The 18,220-nt window shown below is 62.5% G+C and carries 15 protein-coding genes and 1 tRNA gene; 4 read left to right on the forward strand and 12 right to left on the reverse strand.

Features of this window, described 5'->3' with window-relative positions:
- Positions 1-143: 143 nt before the first annotated feature.
- The 9 genes from KY459_16230 to KY459_16270 form a co-directional block, all read right to left on the reverse strand.
- A complete protein-coding gene (locus tag KY459_16230; protein MBW3566256.1) occupies positions 144-905 on the reverse strand; it encodes a sulfatase-like hydrolase/transferase in 762 nt (253 codons plus the stop codon).
- A 121-nt stretch (positions 906-1,026) separates the two neighbouring features.
- The gene (locus KY459_16235; protein MBW3566257.1) at positions 1,027-1,272 is read right to left on the reverse strand and encodes a hypothetical protein; all 246 of its coding nucleotides are present in this window, start codon (positions 1,270-1,272) and stop codon (positions 1,027-1,029) included.
- Between the two features lie 157 nt (positions 1,273-1,429).
- Positions 1,430-2,590, reverse strand: coding sequence for a sensor histidine kinase (locus KY459_16240; protein MBW3566258.1), 1,161 nt, complete (start codon positions 2,588-2,590; stop codon positions 1,430-1,432).
- A gap of 361 nt (positions 2,591-2,951) precedes the next feature.
- Positions 2,952-3,353 (reverse strand): SRPBCC domain-containing protein, encoded by a 402-nt coding sequence (locus tag KY459_16245; protein MBW3566259.1) that lies wholly within the window; start codon positions 3,351-3,353, stop codon positions 2,952-2,954.
- Positions 3,354-3,569: 216 nt separating this feature from the next.
- Positions 3,570-4,499, reverse strand: a complete 930-nt coding sequence (locus KY459_16250; GenBank protein MBW3566260.1) for a metallophosphoesterase — start codon at positions 4,497-4,499, stop codon at positions 3,570-3,572.
- 19 nt (positions 4,500-4,518) lie between these two features.
- Positions 4,519-5,460, reverse strand: coding sequence for a HAMP domain-containing histidine kinase (locus KY459_16255; protein ID MBW3566261.1), 942 nt, complete (start codon positions 5,458-5,460; stop codon positions 4,519-4,521).
- 2 nt (positions 5,461-5,462) lie between these two features.
- A complete protein-coding gene (locus KY459_16260) occupies positions 5,463-6,971 on the reverse strand; it encodes an AAA family ATPase (protein ID MBW3566262.1) in 1,509 nt (502 codons plus the stop codon).
- On the reverse strand, positions 6,968-7,408 hold the full coding sequence (locus KY459_16265; GenBank protein MBW3566263.1) for a hypothetical protein: 441 nt from the start codon (positions 7,406-7,408) through the stop codon (positions 6,968-6,970). The genes KY459_16260 and KY459_16265 overlap by 4 nt, the downstream gene beginning before the upstream one ends.
- A 264-nt stretch (positions 7,409-7,672) precedes the next feature.
- Positions 7,673-7,746, reverse strand: a tRNA-Gln gene (locus KY459_16270).
- Positions 7,747-7,927: 181 nt separating this feature from the next.
- Between KY459_16270 and KY459_16275 the strand changes: the two genes are divergently transcribed.
- From KY459_16275 to KY459_16285, 3 genes are read left to right on the forward strand one after another with little or no spacing between them, the layout of a single operon-like run.
- Positions 7,928-8,932: a hypothetical protein gene (locus tag KY459_16275; GenBank protein ID MBW3566264.1), complete on the forward strand. Its 1,005-nt coding sequence runs from the start codon at positions 7,928-7,930 to the stop codon at positions 8,930-8,932.
- A gap of 49 nt (positions 8,933-8,981) precedes the next feature.
- The gene (gene mqnE, locus KY459_16280) at positions 8,982-10,082 is read left to right on the forward strand and encodes an aminofutalosine synthase MqnE (GenBank protein ID MBW3566265.1); all 1,101 of its coding nucleotides are present in this window, start codon (positions 8,982-8,984) and stop codon (positions 10,080-10,082) included.
- A gap of 49 nt (positions 10,083-10,131) precedes the next feature.
- Positions 10,132-10,740: a nitroreductase family protein gene (locus KY459_16285; protein MBW3566266.1), complete on the forward strand. Its 609-nt coding sequence runs from the start codon at positions 10,132-10,134 to the stop codon at positions 10,738-10,740.
- 107 nt (positions 10,741-10,847) lie between these two features.
- Here the strand turns inward: KY459_16285 and KY459_16290 are convergent, their stop codons facing one another.
- On the reverse strand, positions 10,848-12,482 hold the full coding sequence (locus KY459_16290; protein MBW3566267.1) for an ATP-dependent DNA ligase: 1,635 nt from the start codon (positions 12,480-12,482) through the stop codon (positions 10,848-10,850).
- A 407-nt stretch (positions 12,483-12,889) separates the two neighbouring features.
- On the opposite strand from KY459_16290, the gene KY459_16295 reads away from it, so the two are divergent.
- Positions 12,890-13,519 (forward strand): hypothetical protein, encoded by a 630-nt coding sequence (locus tag KY459_16295; protein ID MBW3566268.1) that lies wholly within the window; start codon positions 12,890-12,892, stop codon positions 13,517-13,519.
- A 51-nt stretch (positions 13,520-13,570) separates the two neighbouring features.
- On the opposite strand, the gene ppdK is transcribed toward KY459_16295, so the two are convergent.
- On the reverse strand, positions 13,571-16,321 hold the full coding sequence (gene ppdK / locus KY459_16300; protein ID MBW3566269.1) for a pyruvate, phosphate dikinase: 2,751 nt from the start codon (positions 16,319-16,321) through the stop codon (positions 13,571-13,573).
- A gap of 45 nt (positions 16,322-16,366) precedes the next feature.
- On the reverse strand, positions 16,367-18,220 hold a 1,854-nt coding region (gene glyS / locus KY459_16305), incomplete at its 5' end, for a glycine--tRNA ligase subunit beta (GenBank protein MBW3566270.1).

Consider the following 18,220-nt stretch of genomic DNA (forward strand, 5'->3'; position numbering starts at 1 on the left):
CACCCCCCCCCGCCCCGCCCCCCTCCCCCCCCACCCCGGCCGCCCCCCGCGCCCCCCCCCCCCCTCCCACGACCCCCACCCCACCCTCCACCCCCCCCCCCACCCCCCCCTCCACCCCCCCTCCCCCCCCCCGACCCCGCCTTTCAATCTCCGGCGATGACCACCCGCGGAGTCGTACGAGGCTCGTCGAAGGTGTTGTTGTCGTGGTCGTTGTACTCGAGGAACTTCGCGCGCAGGCGGGCAACCACATCGCTGTACTCCGGATCGGCGATGAGATCGTGCTCCTGGCCGATGTCGGTCGAGAGGTCGTAAAGCTCGGTCGCCTCGTTCTCGCGGTCGACCAGGAGCACCATGCTCCCCTCCCGGATCGCGCCGTCGTAGGCGAAGCCCGCCTGGTAGATCAGGAATTCATGGAGTGGACCCTTCTGTGTCCCGGTGAGGATCGGGAGCAGCGACGCCGAATCCATCGCCTGGTCCTCGGCCATGGTCTGCCCGGTCAGCTCGTACATCGTCGCCACCCAGTCGTGGTTGACGATGAGCTGGTCGGATACGGTCCCCGGGGCAATCTTCGATCCCGCGGCGGTGCCATCGCCCCATCGCACGATGAACGGGACACGATGCCCTCCTTCGTAAACGGAGGCCTTGTAGTCCCGGAACGGGCCGTTGTTGTCGTGTCGCGGATCGCCGTACTCGACGACGTTCGGCCAGAGCGCGCCGTTGTCGCTGGTGAAGAAGATGATGGTGTTCTTGAGCAGTCCCTCGTCGCGAAGCTTGGCCACGAGTGCGCCGAGCTGCATGTCGAGCTCGTAGACGACGTCGGAGGTCCTCCCGCCCGTGACTCCCTCGACCGGCCGGTCGAGCACCTCCGGATCGCCGTCGAAGTCGATCGGCGGAGTGTGCGGCACGGAGTGTGCGGCACATGGATGGCCTGCGACGAGAAGTACAGCAGGAAGAGCCGGTCGCGGCCTTCGCGCCGGTTGAGCGCGAGGTGGTCGTCGATGAACTGCATGCTCTTCGCCGTCAGGATCAGGCCCACCTGACTCGAGTCGTAGTCGACGTCGCAGCGGGCGGGCACCGTTCCCGCCTCGACGATCTCGCACGTGCCGTTGCCCGGGTCGGCACGACACCGCCGTAGCCACCGACGTCGCGGTAGCCGATGTCATCGGCGAGAAAGAAGACGACGTTCGGCAGTGAGCGCGCCTCCTCGGGTTTCGCCTCTGCAACCGCGAGGAATACCAAACAGACGACTGCAAGCGTGACGCGTTTCTTCACGACGCCCCCTTATTATTCCTTCCGATCATGCTGTTCTGATGTGAATCTCTGACTCCTGGTTGCTGAATCACGAACCTGACCACGGTAGAGACGCGGCCGGCGATCGTCAAACCCCCGATTCGAGCACGCCCCTCGCTTGTGGGAACATCTCAGCAAGCTACTCGGTGGGTGCCCGCGTCTCCTTCTCAACCTGGCGCGGCAGACATACGGAGAAGACGGTACCGGTCGATTCGGACGAGGCGACTTCGATCGTTCCGCCGTGAGCGATTACGATCTGGCGCGCGATGTAGAGACCAAGCCCGATTCCTCCGCGGCGGTAGTTCGATCCGGGCATTGACGTGGCGCGAATGAAGGGATCGAAGAGCGTTGGAAGCGCAGATGACGGGATCACCGGCCCTTGATTCGTGACGGTCACGAGAACCTTCGAACCGTCGCTTCTTGCCACGACTTCGATGGCACTGCATTCATCACCATGCTCGATCGCGTTACTGACCAGGTTGGACACAACCTGCCGGAGTCGCGCAGCATCCCACTGCCCAGTGACGTCGCCGACCGCCTCGAAGTGCACCCTGCAATCAGGATGGGCGGCTCGGAGCTCTTCCAATACCTTCTGGAAAAGGTTGCGGAGATCCACTGGCGCGACAGAAAGCGGCATGCCGGCACCGAGCCGCGTTCGCGTGAAGTCGAGCAGATCGTGAATCATCCCGGTCATCACCTGGCCGAAGCCCGCCATCCGTGAGGCGATTTGGGTGTTCTCTTCGTCGAGCTGCCCCGATCGCGCCAACAGATCAGCCGAAAGCATCATCGAGTTCAGCGGCGTGCGTAGGTCGTGACCCAACGTAGCAAGAAAGAGCTCGCGGGATTCATCGACACGACTCGTGTAACTTCTTACAGCTTCGGCAAGCGACTGGTCCATGGACTCGTTGAATCGGGTGAGGTCCTCCAGGTCACGTTCGTCGGCATCGCGAACTTCTCCCTCCCAAAGTCGGAGCACGCTGGCGCGTAAGGCGCGATACTCGGATACGACCTCGATGAGGTTGAAACCCTCGCCCAGTCTCTCGATGGCGTGCTCATGGGAAGCGCTATCCAGATGCTCACTCTCGGCACCCCCGCCGCCGTGGCCCTTGGATTTCGCAGATTGCTGCTGCGGAGTCTGAGAAGAGACCATGTCGTCTGCAGTGACGCGAAGGATGCCCTCGGCATGGTCCCGGAGCGCGACTACGCTCAACTCGGAGCCTGGCGTCAGGTTGCGTGCAAACTCTTCCCACTCGGCGAGGATTGCCTCCAGGTTCGAGAGAATGAAATCAGCTAAGCGCATGCGACTTCGAGTCACGATCGTCACCACCCAGGGCGTCGATATGACGCGAGGGCGATGCGTCGTGTGCTGCTGGCACGCAGAGCCTACCGAGCAGTAATAGAATCTACGATTTACACCGGAGGGTCAACGGCGGCATGACCGTTAGCTGAATGACTGCCCGGAGTTTCAAAGGCTGTGATCGCCCGTCAACCGTTCCATGGCCTAAAGTTGCATACGGTCCGAAGCCACGTGGCGATGCCGGGAATGATGATAACCGTCCGCGCGGCGATGAGGTGGCTACTGGCCAAACAGCGGACGATGTCTTAGCGAAGGTGAAGCTCCGCTCTCGCGGTCAACATCTCGTGAGCCGTCAATGGGCTCGCTATCCGGCCTTGCGAGCGAGGTAAGCCTTGATTCTGGACCAGTAGTGGTCGCGCCAGGCCTGTTCGGTCTCCGGGATCAGCTCTTTCGGAACGCCGCGATGGACCAGCACCAAGTCGGTCCCGCCATCAGGCGTTGCCGTCAGCGTCACCGCAGCCATCGAGAAGATGCCCTCGGGGAATCGGCGATGACGCCAGGCCTGAACGATGCGTCGCCCGGGAACGAGGTCGACGTTGATTCCGGTGACATCACTCTCACCGATGGAGAACATCCCGCCAATCTTCCTGCTGATACTCGCCTGCCTGCCGGTGAATGCGCTGTGCTTTCGCGAGTCCGCCAGCAGATCGTAGACGGTCGCCGGATCCGCCTTGAACTTCACGCGCTGCTTGATGGTCTTGCACATGGTTACCTCCTCTGCCCGTTCCAGCGTATCTCCTTCAACGGCCGAACGTCGATCAGCGATCGTCAGCGACACGGTGAGTCGCGACATCTGAAGGCCCCGGAGAGCTGGCTGGGAGGCAGGGACGAAGTTCGAACCGCACTGCTGCCGTGCCGTCCGTGATGCGTCCGCGACCACCAGAGCGCGGATGCTGTCGTCCGGACAAACCGGCCGCCGCTCTCAGCTGCGGTCGCGGGGCGGAAGAGGGCCGCCGGAAAGCGACATGTAGGTGAGCTCGGGCCTGCAGTTGATTCTGATCGGAGCATCACTGAAGCCGACTCCACGGTTCACGTAGAGCCGGTTGCCCGGCTGCCCGAACGACGGGTCGGCGATCCATCCATCGGCGTGGGTCTCGCCCTCCCGCACGATCGATATCCAGCTCCAGTGCGAAGACCAGGGGAGGCGGATCTGTCCTCCATGGGTATGTGCCGCCAGCGCCAGCGGTGCGGCGCCTGCAGGCAGTCGGGTGAACGACTCCGGGTTGTGCATGAACACCACTCTTGGGGCCGCGAATGGAACCTGCCGCAGTGCTTCAGTGGGATTCGCCTTTCCCGCCCACTCGGAGCCGATACCGACCAGGTACAACGGCTCAACGCCCTCGCGCTCACCCGTGCGATTCAGAGCGAGGGCTTCATTCTCGAGCACGCGCGCTCCCGCACGTTTCAACGCCTCCTCGACCGCACGTGCGAGCTGATCGTTGCGAGTGTCGTCGTCGACGTCGACGGAGTAATCGTGGTTCCCCAGCACGGCGAACGTCGGGATTCCCGCAGACTTCAGGGGCGAGACAATCTCGACGACGGTCTCCAGCTGCTCGGAGGAATCAGCGGCGGCCTTGTACACGAAGTCTCCTGCGAGCAGAACCGCCGCCGGCCGCGCCTCGACCACCTGTCGAATCATTCGTCGTGCAGTTCCTGTGTTGGCTCCCCACATCCCCACCTGATAGTCGGCAAGAACAGCGATACGTTGTCCCTCCCATTCATCCGGAAGACCGGGGATGACCCCACTCTCCTGCCTCGTATCGATCAGCCTGGGCTCGATGAGGAACCCCCAGACGGCCAGGCAAATGACGACGCCAAGGAGCGTGTAGCCCGCGTACTTTATCAAGCGCACCCGGTGATCCCTCGAGTGCTCACGACGCACAAGGGAGGCGAATGGTAAATGTCGCTCCCTTCCCCTCCCCCTCACTCCTCACCTCGACCGAGCCGCGGTGCAATTCGATGATGTGCTTGACGATGGAGAGTCCGAGACCGAGCCCGGCGAATCGCCTTTCCGTAGCCTGGGCCCGTTGCTCGAAGACGTGGGGGAGAAACTCCGCTGAGATCCCCTCGCCCGTGTCGGACACCGCGATGATCCCGAACGACCCGTCGCGCGACAAACGGGTTTCGATCGAGCCGCCGGCCGGAGTGAATTTGACGGCATTGTTGAGGAGGTTGCTGAGTACCTGACGCAGGCGCGCCACGTCGGCGTCGACGAAGACGGGCTCGTCGACTTGTTTTCTGAGCGAGATGTCATTGGCCACTGCGATGGGCCGCATGCCGCTCACGCTGTCCTCGATGACGTCCCGCAGATCGACCCTCTCCGCGGTGATGGCGAATTTGTTGGTGATGATCCGCGAGACATCGAGCAAGTCGTCGATCAGTTGAGCCTGAACCGAAGCGCTGCTCGCAATGGAGCGCGCCGCTTCCGAGATCAGCGGGGCATCAGGACTATCCGCCAGCAGCTGCGCCCATCCCGTGATCGACGTCAGAGGCGCACGCAGCTCGTGCGAGACGGCGCTGAAAAAATCGTCCTTCGCCTCAATGGCGTTCCTCGCCTCCTCGTACAACTGATTCATCTGCTCGGCCAGCGACTGGGATCGAACGTTGGCCACGACGAGATTCCCGTTGGCTTCGCGAAGGGCGTCCATGAGTCCTTCGAGCTCTGCCCGGACGTCGTCGGCCGTCTGTTCCCGGCTTTCCAGCTGCGCTTCCTGAGCTTCGATCGCGTCTTCGCGAGACTGGAGAGCCTGTTCGCGCTTGCGCACCTGCGCGTCAGGGTCGCGCTCGCTGTGATCTTTTCGGCGTTTCGGCATCGTCAAGGCTTCTTCTTCCGCGTTCGCGGCTCTCTTACCGGAGGAGCGGCACCTGAGCTGTCGTAGGGATGACCCGTGAGGAGTCCATTGTAGTCCTTCAGCGGCGCACCAACCACGATGCCGGTCTTGTTGATCTCGTAGGCGCGGATTTCTTTGCTGTGCTCACTGCCGCGCACCTTCACCACCGAGATCACCCGCTGCAGAGCCCCCTTCAGCTCGATGTAGCGCTGCATGATGATCACGTCGGTGAGAAACGCCGTCCCGTGCGGACTGAACCGGAGCTCCGTGTAAGTGTCCTCCAGTTCGGCGGTCATCATCATCGTGACGCCCATCCCGGTCAGGACGGCGACCATGCGGTAGAGCGATTCGCGGAAGTCCTGCCGAAACGTCGGGGCGAGCGCCAGCTCGAACCCGGAGAGAGAATCGACGACCAGCCGCCGGGCCTTCAGGCGCTCCACCTGTTCGACGAGCTCATAGAGAGTCTCGTCGATCGACAGATCGAGCGGCCGTGAATGGAGGACGCCGACTTTTCCGTCCTGGATCATCTTTCCGAACTTGTGGCCGCCCGGGGGCGTCTGTGAGTATTCGTTGGGACGCTTCTCGAAGACGGCGAGGATGCCGGGCTCGTCGTGGCGAATCCCGGCCATGATGAACTCCGTAGCCAGAACGCTTTTGCCCGAGCCGGACGGGCCGGCAACGAGCACCGAGTACCCCTCCGGAATGCCCCCGCCGAGCATCTCGTCCAGTTCGTCGATGTCGAGCATGAGACGTTTGCGCGATTCGCGTTCCATATCGTCGGATGGACCGACGATGACTCGCGGGAACACATCGATGCCCCCGCTCGTGATTCGAAAGGTGTGCAGGCCGGGAACGGGACCCTGTCCGCGCATCTTCTTCACCTGAATCTTCCGGACCATCGAATTGCGGTCCAGACTCTGGTGCAGCCACAGCAGCCCGTCGGCCACGGTGAAGACCGGATCGTGCTCTGCTTCGTTCGGCTGATACTCGCCGATGAGAAACGTCGTGGCCTCCCATCCGGTCAGGCGGATGGCCAGTTGCTGTACGAAGCTCTGGAGGTTCAGACCTCCGTCCCGCGATCCCTCGGCCACCTGCGCGACCGTTCGAAACGAATCGACGAACACGAGGCCCGGGTTTGTCGCCTCGACTTCCGCGGTGATCCGCTCGAGCAGCTGATCGAGCGTTCCCTCCACGATGTCCTGTCCGACGCTGACGAAGCTGATCGAGTCGCCGACGCGATCCTGATCGAAGAATTCATACTGCTGCTGATATCGCAGCATTTTCAGTGGAGGCTCGCCGACGACCGTGAAGTACACGGCTCGCCGCTCGGGAGTGGCGAGCCCGAACATGATCTGGTGCGCGAGCGTGGTCTTGCCCGAGCCCGGAACTCCGACGATGAGATTGAAGGAGAACTCCGGCAACCCTCCGCCCAGAATCTGGTCGAGCCCCGGCACACCGGTCGGAAGCTGTCGAATTGCAACTTTGTCGGTCATACTTTTTTCCTCGTCGGCCGTGCGTCGGAAAACCCGTCGGGCCACGCCTTTTCCAGGTACCGCGTCGTCAGGGATCCACCGATCAGCGTGGTGAGCAGTTCTGCAAACGTCGCGAACATCGCGGCCGCAGCGTCGGTTGCCTCCGAAGGAGCCTGCCGCTCCAGCCAGACAGTCATCCGAGCAAACGGCTCGCCCGCCGGTGAGTCGTCGCCACTGCGCTCGTCGACTGGGAACTCGCGTTGGGTCAGATCGAAGGCCCGTCCCCAAAGCGCCTGGACACCGGCCGAGCTGATGAGCGGAGCGAGGACGGCGACGAGCTCGTCGTGCGTGAGACGTGCTGCCGCAACCACCGCGCCCGCATCGGTCGAAGATCCGACGCGGCGCTTGATCAGGCGCGCGAGACGCTGCCGCAGGATGGTCGTTCCCGGTGACGTCATCCCTCTCAATCTATGTCGGAAAGCCGACGGAGACTATCGAAAACGTGGGAGAGAGGCGCGCACCACGCCGCCTCGGCTCATGCCTTCCGGCCCCGTGCCCTTCGACGACTGGAAACCAGTTCATGCCTCGGTGGCATGCACGTCATTCGCCAAACAGGCAACGTCTGGCTCGCTCGGCCAAATAGCGGCAAAACGAAGTCACCGCGCCACTTATCGAGAGCGAGACGACGATTCGGCGGAGCTTGTGTTCGAGACCGGAGGGATTGGCTGGGAGACAGGGAGTCGAACCCCGATTGACCGGTCCAGAGCCGGTTGTCTTACCATTAGACGATCTCCCAGAACCGTCTCGCGCTGGCCTTCAACGATCGTCGTCCGGGGACAATTCCAGTCCCTGTCGAACCTCCGAACCGGCTCGTGCAAACATTTCGATTCCGAGTTGACTCAGCCCGCCCCCCGGATAGAATGACCACCAGCCTTAATCCGAACGAGCTCGAAAGTCGTTTCGACCGGGGGTAACGCATGACCGCGCTGGATCACCGAGACGAGGATCTCCTCAACGCCCTTCGAGAAGAGTTCCCGATCTCGTCGACGCCTTACGCCATCCTCGGTCAGAAGACCGACATGTCGGAAAAGGAAGTGATCAAGCGGATCACGCGAATGTCCGCCGCCGGTGTGATCCCCGCGATCCAGGCGACCTTCGATCCCCGGGCTGTCGGCTGCCAGATCGATCTGGTCGTTGCGCGAGTCACCGAGGAGAAGCTCGACGACGCGGTCCAGTTGATCAACTCCCACCCCGGAGTCTCCCAGAACTACCTCCGGAACCACGACTACAACCTCTGGTTCACCCTCTGCCTCCCTCACGATTCGAGCGCCTCGCTCGACCAGACGGTCGAATTTTTCGCCCAGCGACCCGAGATCGACTCGATCATCCGGCTGGAAGCGCTCTCGAGCTGGAAGGAGGGCGCCGCCATCACCCAGAGCGAGAGCGACGGCTGGATGCCGAACGAGAGCCAGCGGAGAATGATCGCGGTACTCGAGGGAGGGATTCCGCTGCAGCCGCGTCCATTCGATTCGCTCGCCCGCCAGGCGTCGGTCGGCTCCACCGAGCTGATCGAGTTCGCCGCCAGAATGCGGGACGAGAACCGTGTCCGGCGTCTCGGCCCGGTGATCCGCCAGCCAGGGTCCCCGAGGTTCAGCACCTACGCGATGGGGCTGTGGCAGGTCGATCCAACGGAGGTCGAGGAGGTCGCCCGCATTTTCTCGAACCATCCGAGGGTGACCGGCGCCACGGTCCGGCGGACCGGCACCGACTGGCCATGGAACGTCTTCACGATCATTCAGGGTCGGAGCGTCGATGAATGCGAGTCGGCGATGGCCGAGCTGGCCAACCGCTCCGCGGTGGAACAATCCCTGACTCTTTTCCCGTTGCGCGAGTTCAAGCGGTCTCGGATCACCCTGTTCCCCGAGGGTCTCGATCAGTGGGAGCACAAGTACCTCGGGGGTTCGCGGATCGCGGCTTCCTGAAGAGCTTTACGAACAACGATTTTTCGCGCGGAATCCGATATCTCCCATGATGGATCTCATTCTCGACAAGTCGCTCCTCCCGATTGCCGAAAAGGTGATGGCCGGGGAGCGCCTCGACGCACAGGATGGACTCACCCTCTTCCGGAGCGACGACGCGATCAGCGTCGGCAGACTGGCCAATCACGTACGCGAGCGTCTCAACGGCGACGACACCTTCTACACCGTCAACCGCTACATCAATCACACCAACGTCTGCGTCGTTTCGTGCAAGCTCTGCGCATTCGCCGTCCGCCCGAAAAAAGAGGGTGGCTGGACGTACTCAGCCGAGGAGATCGTCGAGCAGGTTCGACCTTCGATCGAGCATGGGCTCCGCGAGCTTCACATCGTCGGCGGACTCCACCCGTGGCTGAAATTCGACTACTACACCGGCCTGCTCTCGACGCTCAAGCGCGAGTTCCCGGAGGTCCACCTGAAAGCCTTCACCATGGTGGAGATCGATTTTCTCGCGAAGATCTCGAAGCAAACTCTCGACGACACGATCAACGCTCTCCGCGAAGCCGGACTCGACTCCTGCCCCGGAGGAGGTGCCGAGATCTTCCACGACGAGATTCGCGACGAGATCTGCGACCACAAGATGAGTGGAGACCGATGGCTCGAGGTTGCCCGCCGCTGTCACCAGCTCGGTCTGCGAACCAACTGCACGATGCTCTACGGCCACATCGAAAGCTACGAGCACCGCGTCGATCACATTCTCCGACTGCGGGAGCTTCAGGACGAAACCCGAGGCTTCAACTGCTTCGTGCCGCTCCACTTTCATAAGGAGAACACGGTTTACGAAGATCAGATCGATGAAGCCTCACCGCTCGACGACCTTCGTACGATCGCCGTTTCCCGGCTTCTCTTCGACAACATCGATCACATCAAGGCCTATTGGATCGGAATGGGAGAAAAGATCGCTCAGATGGCGCTCGCCTTCGGTGCCGACGATCTCGGGGGAACGATCTCCGATGAGCGGATCTTCAAGATGGCGGGATCCGAGACCGACGCGAGCACGATGACGCGTCAGAAGCTCGAGGATCTGATCCGGGCGGCCGGACGCGTGCCCGTCGAGACCGACCCGCTATACAACCCGGTGACGCGTGCCGCCTGAGCGGTACCCGACCATCCCATACACACGCCAACGACTCGAGCCGTCGCAGATGGTCGAGCGCCTCGAAACAATGCTCGCCCGGTATCGGGAAAGGCGCTCGGTCCGCGAATTCTCCCTCGAGCCGGTTCCGATCGAAGCCATCCGGCTCGCGATCGAGATCGCTAACACCGCTCCGTCCGGCGCAAACATGCAGCCGTGGACCTTCGTCGTCGTCACCGATGATGAGATCAAGCGACGGATCCGCGAGAGTGCCGAGCAGGAGGAGAAAATCAACTATGGCGGCAGGATGCCGCGGGAGTGGCTCGATGCTCTCGCACCGCTTCAGACCGACTGGCGGAAGGAGTTCCTCGAAACGGCTCCCGTCCTCATCGTCGTTTTCGCACGGGATTTCGGCGTCGTCGACGGCGTCCGACGAAAGCACTACTACGTCACCGAATCGGTCGGCCTCGCAACAGGAATGCTGCTCGCAGCCCTCAATGAAGCGGGTCTCGCCACGCTGACCCACACGCCGAGCCCGATGAAGTTCCTCGCCCGGATCCTCGAGCGCCCCCCCGGCGAACGGCCGTTCCTACTCATTCCGGTCGGATATCCCGCCGATGGATGCCGCGTCCCCGACATCAGAAAGAAGTCGGGGGACGAAGTCACCGTCATCCTCTGAAAGGCCAGGCCTCCGAACAGGCCTTCAACAGGCAACGCCTCCTGTCAGGATCCTGCGCAACCGGGCGGGCGTCGTCCGCAGGACGGAGACGGCTGTGTGCCCGACGATCACGGCGCCGGTTTCGGCCGTTCGCGGACGAGCTGGTTCTCGTAGAGGGCCACGACCTCTTCGATGTCGGAGATCTGATCGACACTCTTGTCGGTCCTCCACCGCGCAATCCGAGGAAAGCGGAGCGCATATCCGGACTTGTGTCGCTTCGACTCCTGGATCCGGTCGAATGCGATCTCCAGCACCACCGTCGGCTCGACGATGTGCACAGGTCCATGGCGGCTGAGTGTCGTCGCTTTGAAGTGCTCCGTCAGCTGCGCGATCTCGACGTCGGTCAGGCCGGAATATGCTTTCCCGATGTTGACCAGCACGTTGTCGCGCCGGACCGCGAACGTGAGATCCGACAATACGTCACGCCGCTTTCCGTGACCGTATTGTGCGGCCGTCACGACGCAGTCGAGCGTACCCAGCGCCTTCTTGTATTTCAGCCACGTACGCCCGCGCCGGCCCGGCGTGTAGATTGATCGAGGATCCTTCAGAACCAGGCCCTCGTTGCCTCTCTCCCGCGCAACATCAAAAGCACCTTTGATCTCCTCGACCGTCTCGACGGGCCTCTGATCTCCTGGAACGATCGCATCGCCCGCCGAATCGCACGATCCGACCAGAAGAGAGAGCCTCTCGAGCAGCGGCAGCTCGAGCAGGGTCTTCCCTTCCAGCCAGACGATGTCGAACGCGTAGTAGCGCACCGGGGTGCTCTCGAGCAATCGTGGCGTCAGCTTTCTCCGGCCGATGCGCGGTTGCAGCCGTGCGAAAGGCAGGACGTGACCAGCGAAGGCGACGATCTCCCCGTCGAGAATGACCGGGGGCAGCCCCGCGCAACTTTCGACGATCTCGGGAAACCTGGGAGCGATGTCGTCGAGCGTTCGCGAGTAGATCTTCGCGCGCGTGCCGTCCCAGTGAATCTGTGCGCGGATCCCGTCGTATTTGTCATCCGCCATCACGACCGGCCCGAGCTGCTCCACAATCTTCGCAGGACTCTCCTCCGGCTGTGCCAGCATCATCCCGATCGGATGAAAGAGGCGGATCCCGACTCCGGCGAGGTCGCCGTTTTTCGCCCGCACTGCCGCTTCTCCGAGGTCGCTGGTCAGCATGTTCGCGCGACGGACATCCGAGAGCCGCCGGCCGAATGCCTTCGCGATCGACGACTCGACGAGACCCTCGCGCAGCCCGATTCGCAGCTCGCCCGTGAGAATCTTGGCGAGATACCGAGCTTCGTCCGCGTCGAGCCTGGCCATCAGCTTCACGAGGATCTCCCCCTTCTCGTTGGTTCCGTTCGTCGCGGCGATCCTCTCCAGCTCGGCGGCGACATCACCCAGGGTCAGACCCTCGGAAGGTCTGCCTTCGAAGAACGGGGCGATCCCCTCTCCCAGATCCCCCCTGTCGTGGATCCTCGCCTCGATCTCCTCTCTTGGACCGCCGGTAATCGACGATGCCGCCTCGACGATCCTCGACCATCCGATCCCGACCGTCCGCTCGTCGTACTGGGGAAAAACCCTTCCCGAGAAGAAGACCGACGCAGAGGCGAGCTCCTCCTCGGAGAGCCCCGAGAGATATTCGGCAAGGAGCGCCTCTTTGGCCAGTTTTCCGCCGACATCCGCCACCCGATCCGCGACCTCTGCAAAGTCTCGAAACATCGGCCTTCCGACTGAGCGAACTCCACGCCACGAACGCCAGCCCATGGATGAACAGGTCCTGGTACCCGTTTTGAGCGGTTCTGGCGTGTCGATTGCACTAGTTATTGTTAGTAAAATAACTCCCCCGAAAGGAGCAAAAACATGCTGAAGTTCCTCGGAAATATCGTTCGATTCCGGCTCGGGCAGAAAGCCGCGAAGAAGACCGCGCGAGCAGTCGGTCTCAAGTGGATCGCGAAACCGATCGGGCTGTTCGGAGGACTCAAGGCAGTCCGTTGAGCAGGAATTGAACGCAATATCGAGCCAGACCACGGCGAACGAATGCCGTGGTCTTTTTTTGTTCCCCGAGCCGAAGAGCCTCAGCGGTTCCACAAATGTGATGGGTTAAGATCAGAACCGGCGCGGCGCTCGTGACGAAACGAAACCTCGGACTGATGCTTCTCGAATCGAACCTCATCGATGAGGTGCAGATGAAGATTGCGCTAGCCGAGCAGAGCCGGACCGGGAAGCGCTTCGGCTCGACTCTGGTCGATCTGAAGTTCATCGATGAGAACGTTCTCGCAGCCTTCCTCTCGAAGCAATACGACGTGCCGTGCATCAGCCTGCTGAACGTTCACGTTCCACGGCTGCTGGTCCGGCAGTTTCCCTTCTGGCTCGCAGCGAAGACCAGCTCGGTGCCGGTCGCACTGAAAGGGGACGATCTCGAGGTCGCGATGGCGGATCCGATGGACGGCGACGCGGTCGGACTCATCCGGGAGACGATCGGTCGGCCGATCATCCCGCTGATCGCGCCTCAGAGCTCGATCCGGAAGATGCACATGGCTCTCTACCCGCAGGCCAGCGGTTCTCCGGACGACACGCTGGCGATGGAAACCGGCCGCGACTCGATCAATGACCCGATGTTTCGCGAGCTGATCGATGAGCTCGACGTCGATGGAAGACTCGAACGAATCGAGACGCGACTCGACGAGGTCTGGACAATTCTGGAGAAAGTGCTTCGCAAGGTCGAGGCAATTCAGGCAGCCACGCGCGAGAAGTGAAGAGATCTAGAGAAGAGTGAGGAGGCCGGCTTTTCTTTCACTCTCCACTCTTCACCCTTCACTCTTCAGATTCTCCTCCATCAGCTCGGCCTGCGCCGCGGCAAGCCGCGCGATCGGCACTCGATAAGGCGAGCAGGAGACGTAATCGAGACCGACCGAGCGGAAAAACCGGATCGAGTCCGGCTCTCCACCGTGCTCTCCGCAGATTCCGACCTTGAGCTTCGGATTCGTCGCGCGCCCCTTCTCGGTTCCGATCCTGACGAGCGATCCGACGCCCTCCGTATCGAGCGATTCGAACGGATCGCGATCGAGAATCCTCTGATCGAGATAAGTCGGCATGAACGAACCGACATCATCGCGGGAAAAGCCGAAGGTCATCTGCGTGAGATCGTTCGTTCCGAATGAGAAGAAGTCGGCGCTCTCGGCGATCGCATCCGCGACCAGCGCCGCGCGCGGCACCTCGATCATCGTCCCGATCACGACCGGAATCTCGACACCTTCCTCTCTGCAGACTTCCTCCGCGACGCGCTGGATCAGCTCCCGTACATTCCGCAGCTCGATCGTCGTTCCAACCAGAGGGACCATGACTTCCGGCCAGACCTCGACTCCCTCTCTCCTGACGAGCACCGCTGCCTCATAGATCGCCCGGACCTGCATCTCGTAGATCTCCGGATTGGTCACTCCGAGCCGGCACCCGCGGTGTCCCAGCATCGGATTGACTTCATCGAGCTCCGCCACCTTTTCCCGAAGCTCGATGAATCCCCAGCCGAGATCGCGCGCCATCGCGGAAATCTGCGCCTCCGTGTGCGGAAGGAATTCGTGAAGCGGCGGGTCGAGCAGCCGGATCGTCACCGGCTTTCCATCGAGCGCCCGGAAAATCCCCGCGAAGTCCTCGCGCTGATACGGCAGGAGCTTCGCCAGCGCCTTCCGCCGCCCCTCCTCGTTTCGAGCGAGGATCATCTCGCGAACCGGTGTGATCCGCTCCTCCTGGAAGAACATGTGCTCGGTGCGGCACAGCCCGATCCCCTCGGCGCCGAACAGACTGGCGACGCGTGCATCGTGCGGCGTGTCCGCATTGGTACGAACGCCCATCCGGCGCACTTCGTCCGCCCACTTCATCACTCGGTCATAGCGCTGGAAGGTCTCCGACTCCTCCGGCTTCATCGTGCCATCGACGAGAACCTGAAGGATCTCGGACGGCCGGGTCGTGATCTTTCCGTGAAACACCTCCCCGGTGCTCCCGTCAATCGAGATCCAGTCACCCTCTTCGAGTGGGGAGCGGTCCGGAGAAACCCTCATCTGCACTCGCTGGTAATCGATGCGGATCTCGCCGGCGCCGACGACGCACGGTTTTCCCATCCCCCTCGCGACAACCGCGGCATGAGAAGTCAGCCCCCCTCGCGTGGTCAGGATCCCGGCCGCAACATGCATCCCGGCAATGTCCTCGGGGGAGGTCTCGATCCGGACGAGGACGACGGGATCGGATCCCGAGCCCGCCATCTGCTGCGCCCGTTCGGCACTGAAAGCAATTCTTCCCGCTGCGGCGCCGGGCCCCGCCGGCAGTCCCCGCGCGATCAGGCGATCCTCCCGGATCCCCTTCTCCTTCTCCTTCTGATCGAAGATCGGAGCGAGCAGCTGGCTGAGCGATCCCGCCTCGATGCGCCGCAGCGCCTCCTCCGGCTCGATCACTCCCTCATCGACCATCTCGCAGGCGATTCGAACCGCCGCGAATCCCGTCCGCTTGCCCGTTCTCGTCTGGAGCAGATAGAGCCTGCCCGACTCGACGGTGAACTCGATGTCCTGCATGTCGCCAAAATGAGCCTCCAGCTTCTGCTGAACCTCCATCAGCTCCCGATAGGCGGCCGGCATCGATTCCTCCAGCGAGTCTCCCGGATGCCGCGCGCGCTCCTTCGAGATCGGCCGGGGAGTTCGAATGCCCGCGACGACGTCCTCTCCCTGAGCGTTCGGCAGGAACTCGCCGTAGAAGCGCCGCTCGCCCGTCGAGGGATCTCGCGTGAACGCCACACCCGTCGCGCTCCCTTCCCCCATGTTCCCGAACACCATCGACTGGACGTTCACCGCGGTTCCCCATTCGTCGGGGATTCCATTGAGACGCCGGTACGTGACGGCTCGCTTGTTGTTCCAGGAGTCGAAAACGGCCCGGATCGCGCCCCACAACTGGTCGTCGACGTCCTGGGGAAACGGTTTGCCCGACTGCTCCTCGACGATCGCCTCGTACTTCTCGATCAGCTTGCGCAGGCCGTCGGGCGGAATCTCCGCGTCGGTCTCCACGCCCGCCTCTTCCCGAATCGCGTCGAGCACCTGCTCCATCGCACCGTGGTCCAGACCGAGCACGACATTCGAGTACATCTGGATGAAGCGACGGTACGAATCGAGCGCGAACCGCTCATCGCCCGACGCCGCGGCGAGTCCTTCGACGGTCCCGTCATTCAACCCGAGGTTGAGGATCGTGTCCATCATGCCGGGCATCGAGGCGCGGGCGCCGGATCGAACCGAGACCAGGAGCGGACGCTTCGTATCCCCGAGCCCCTTTCCGGTCGCCTTCTCGAGCGCTTTCAGATTCCGGGCGACTTCCTTCTCGAGACCCTCAGGGAGCTCGCCACCTTTCGCGACGTATTCGACGCAGGCCTCGGTCGAGATCGTGAATCCGGGCGGCACCGGGACTCCGATTTTCGTCATCTCGGCAAGCCCCGCACCCTTCCCGCCGAGAAGATGTTTCATCTTCCCGTCGCCCTCGGCCTTGCCGTCGCCGAAGAAATAGACCCATCGCTTATCCGGCATCAGATCTCCCCGGCTCCCTCTCGCAAGAACTTCTCCAGTGCCTCATCAGTCCTTCGAAGCAAGCGATTTCCTGTCCACCACGATTCGGGTGACGTCGCCGATCGGCCGCACTCCCGAAGCGGCCTTCTGCAGAAGCGCGATCCTGTTCTCCCGGATCGCCACGTCTTCGACGTTGACCATCACATCTTCGAAAAATCGTTCGAGGTCACCGGCCATACCCGCAAACGTCTGCAGCGCTCTCAGATGGTTCCGTTCCCGGATCGATTCGGCGATCTGCTGATTCACGAGCTCGACCAGCTCCGCCAGCCCCTTCTCGGAATCGTGCTCGAGCAGATCGACTCGCAACGTCCCCTCGAAGCCTTCCGGCGTGATGTTGGCGATCCGCCGGGCCGAGTCGAGAATCGAGAGGAAGTCCGGACGCTCGCGAACCTCCCGCAGCGCGCGAACCCGGGCTTCCAGATCGGGAAGGTCCTTCTCCCAACCGGCTGCTACCGCTGCGTCGATCTCGTCATATGCGAACCCCCCGTCGAGCTCGAGGATCGAACGGACCCGTTCCTCGAGAAATGCGGTGAGCTTTCGTGCGGCTTCCTCCTCCGTGACGGGGAAGTCCCCGGAGAGCCCGGCAATCGCCTTCCGAATCAGCGCGCCCGTGTCGAGAACCAGCCGTCCCTCCGCGCCGCCGAAAAGAATACGAATGATGCCCTGCGCCGCCCTCCGCAGAGCGAACGGATCACGCGAGCCGGTGGGCTCGAGACCGAGCAGGAAGAAGCCGGCCAGCGTGTCTGCGCGGTCCGCGAGCGACAGGATCATTCCGAGCTCGCCCCGCGGAAGAGGATCGTCGATCGACTGCGGCAGATACTGGTCATAGACCGCCTGCCAGACCTCCTCCGCGTATCCTTCCTCCCTGGCGTAGATGCCGCCGATCCGACCCTGAAGCTCGGTCAGCTCCTTCACCATCTCGGTCACCAGATCGGCCTTCATGATCCCCGCGGCCGTAGTGACGGCTTCGCGCGAAACCTTGCTCGAAGAGACCTCCCGGATCCACTGAGCGAGCTTCTCGATCCGTTCCGTCTTCGCTCCGTAGTCTCCGAGCTTCTCCTGAAACTGGAGATGCCGGAGCTGCTCGCCGCGATCTGCCAGGGGCGTCTTCCGGTCCTGCCTGTAGAAGAAGAGAGCATCCGCGAACCGCGCGTTGGTGACGAACGCATTGCCGCTCGCCGCGAGACCCTGAGGATCGTCGGGAGCATCCATGACCGCCAGAAACGAAGACGTCAGTTTTCCCTCGCGCGTGATCGGAAGCTGCTTCTGATGGACTCGCATCACGGTGGTCAGAACTTCGGCGGGGAGCTCGAGATACTCCTCTTCGAACTCGGCCCGGACCACCCCCGGAAACTCCGTCAGAAACTTCCACTGATCCCAGATCGAGCCATCCTCCGCGGCAGAACCACCCGCCTCGGAGGCGAGCGCGGCAGCCCGCTCCCTCAATGTCGCGGCCCTCTCGTCTGAAAGGCAGACGACGCTGGCCTCGGCGAGCGCTTCGACGTACGAGTCGTAGCCGGCTACCTCGATCGGATCGTTCGATGATCGAGTCCGATGGCCGAAGGTGCTGCTTCCCGATTCGACGCCGAAAATCGACAGCGGAACGACCTTGCCATCGAACAACGCCACGACCCCATGCACCGGCCGGATCCATTCGTGATCCTGTCTCCACCGCATCATCTTCGGCCAGCGGAGCTTCTCGAAAACCGCCGGGATCTCACCGGCGAAGAATCCAGCCGCCGTCTCGCCCGCCACCCTCTTCGTCACCCAGACGTAGCCGTCGCGCTTTTCGACGTCCTTTTCCGATGCATCGCTTTTGCGGAGGAAGCCCTCGAGCGCTTTGGTCGGCTTTCCGTTCGC

The sequence above is a fragment of the Acidobacteriota bacterium genome (genome assembly GCA_019347945.1).
In the GTDB taxonomy this organism is placed as follows: Bacteria; Acidobacteriota; Thermoanaerobaculia; order Gp7-AA8; family JAHWKK01; genus JAHWKK01.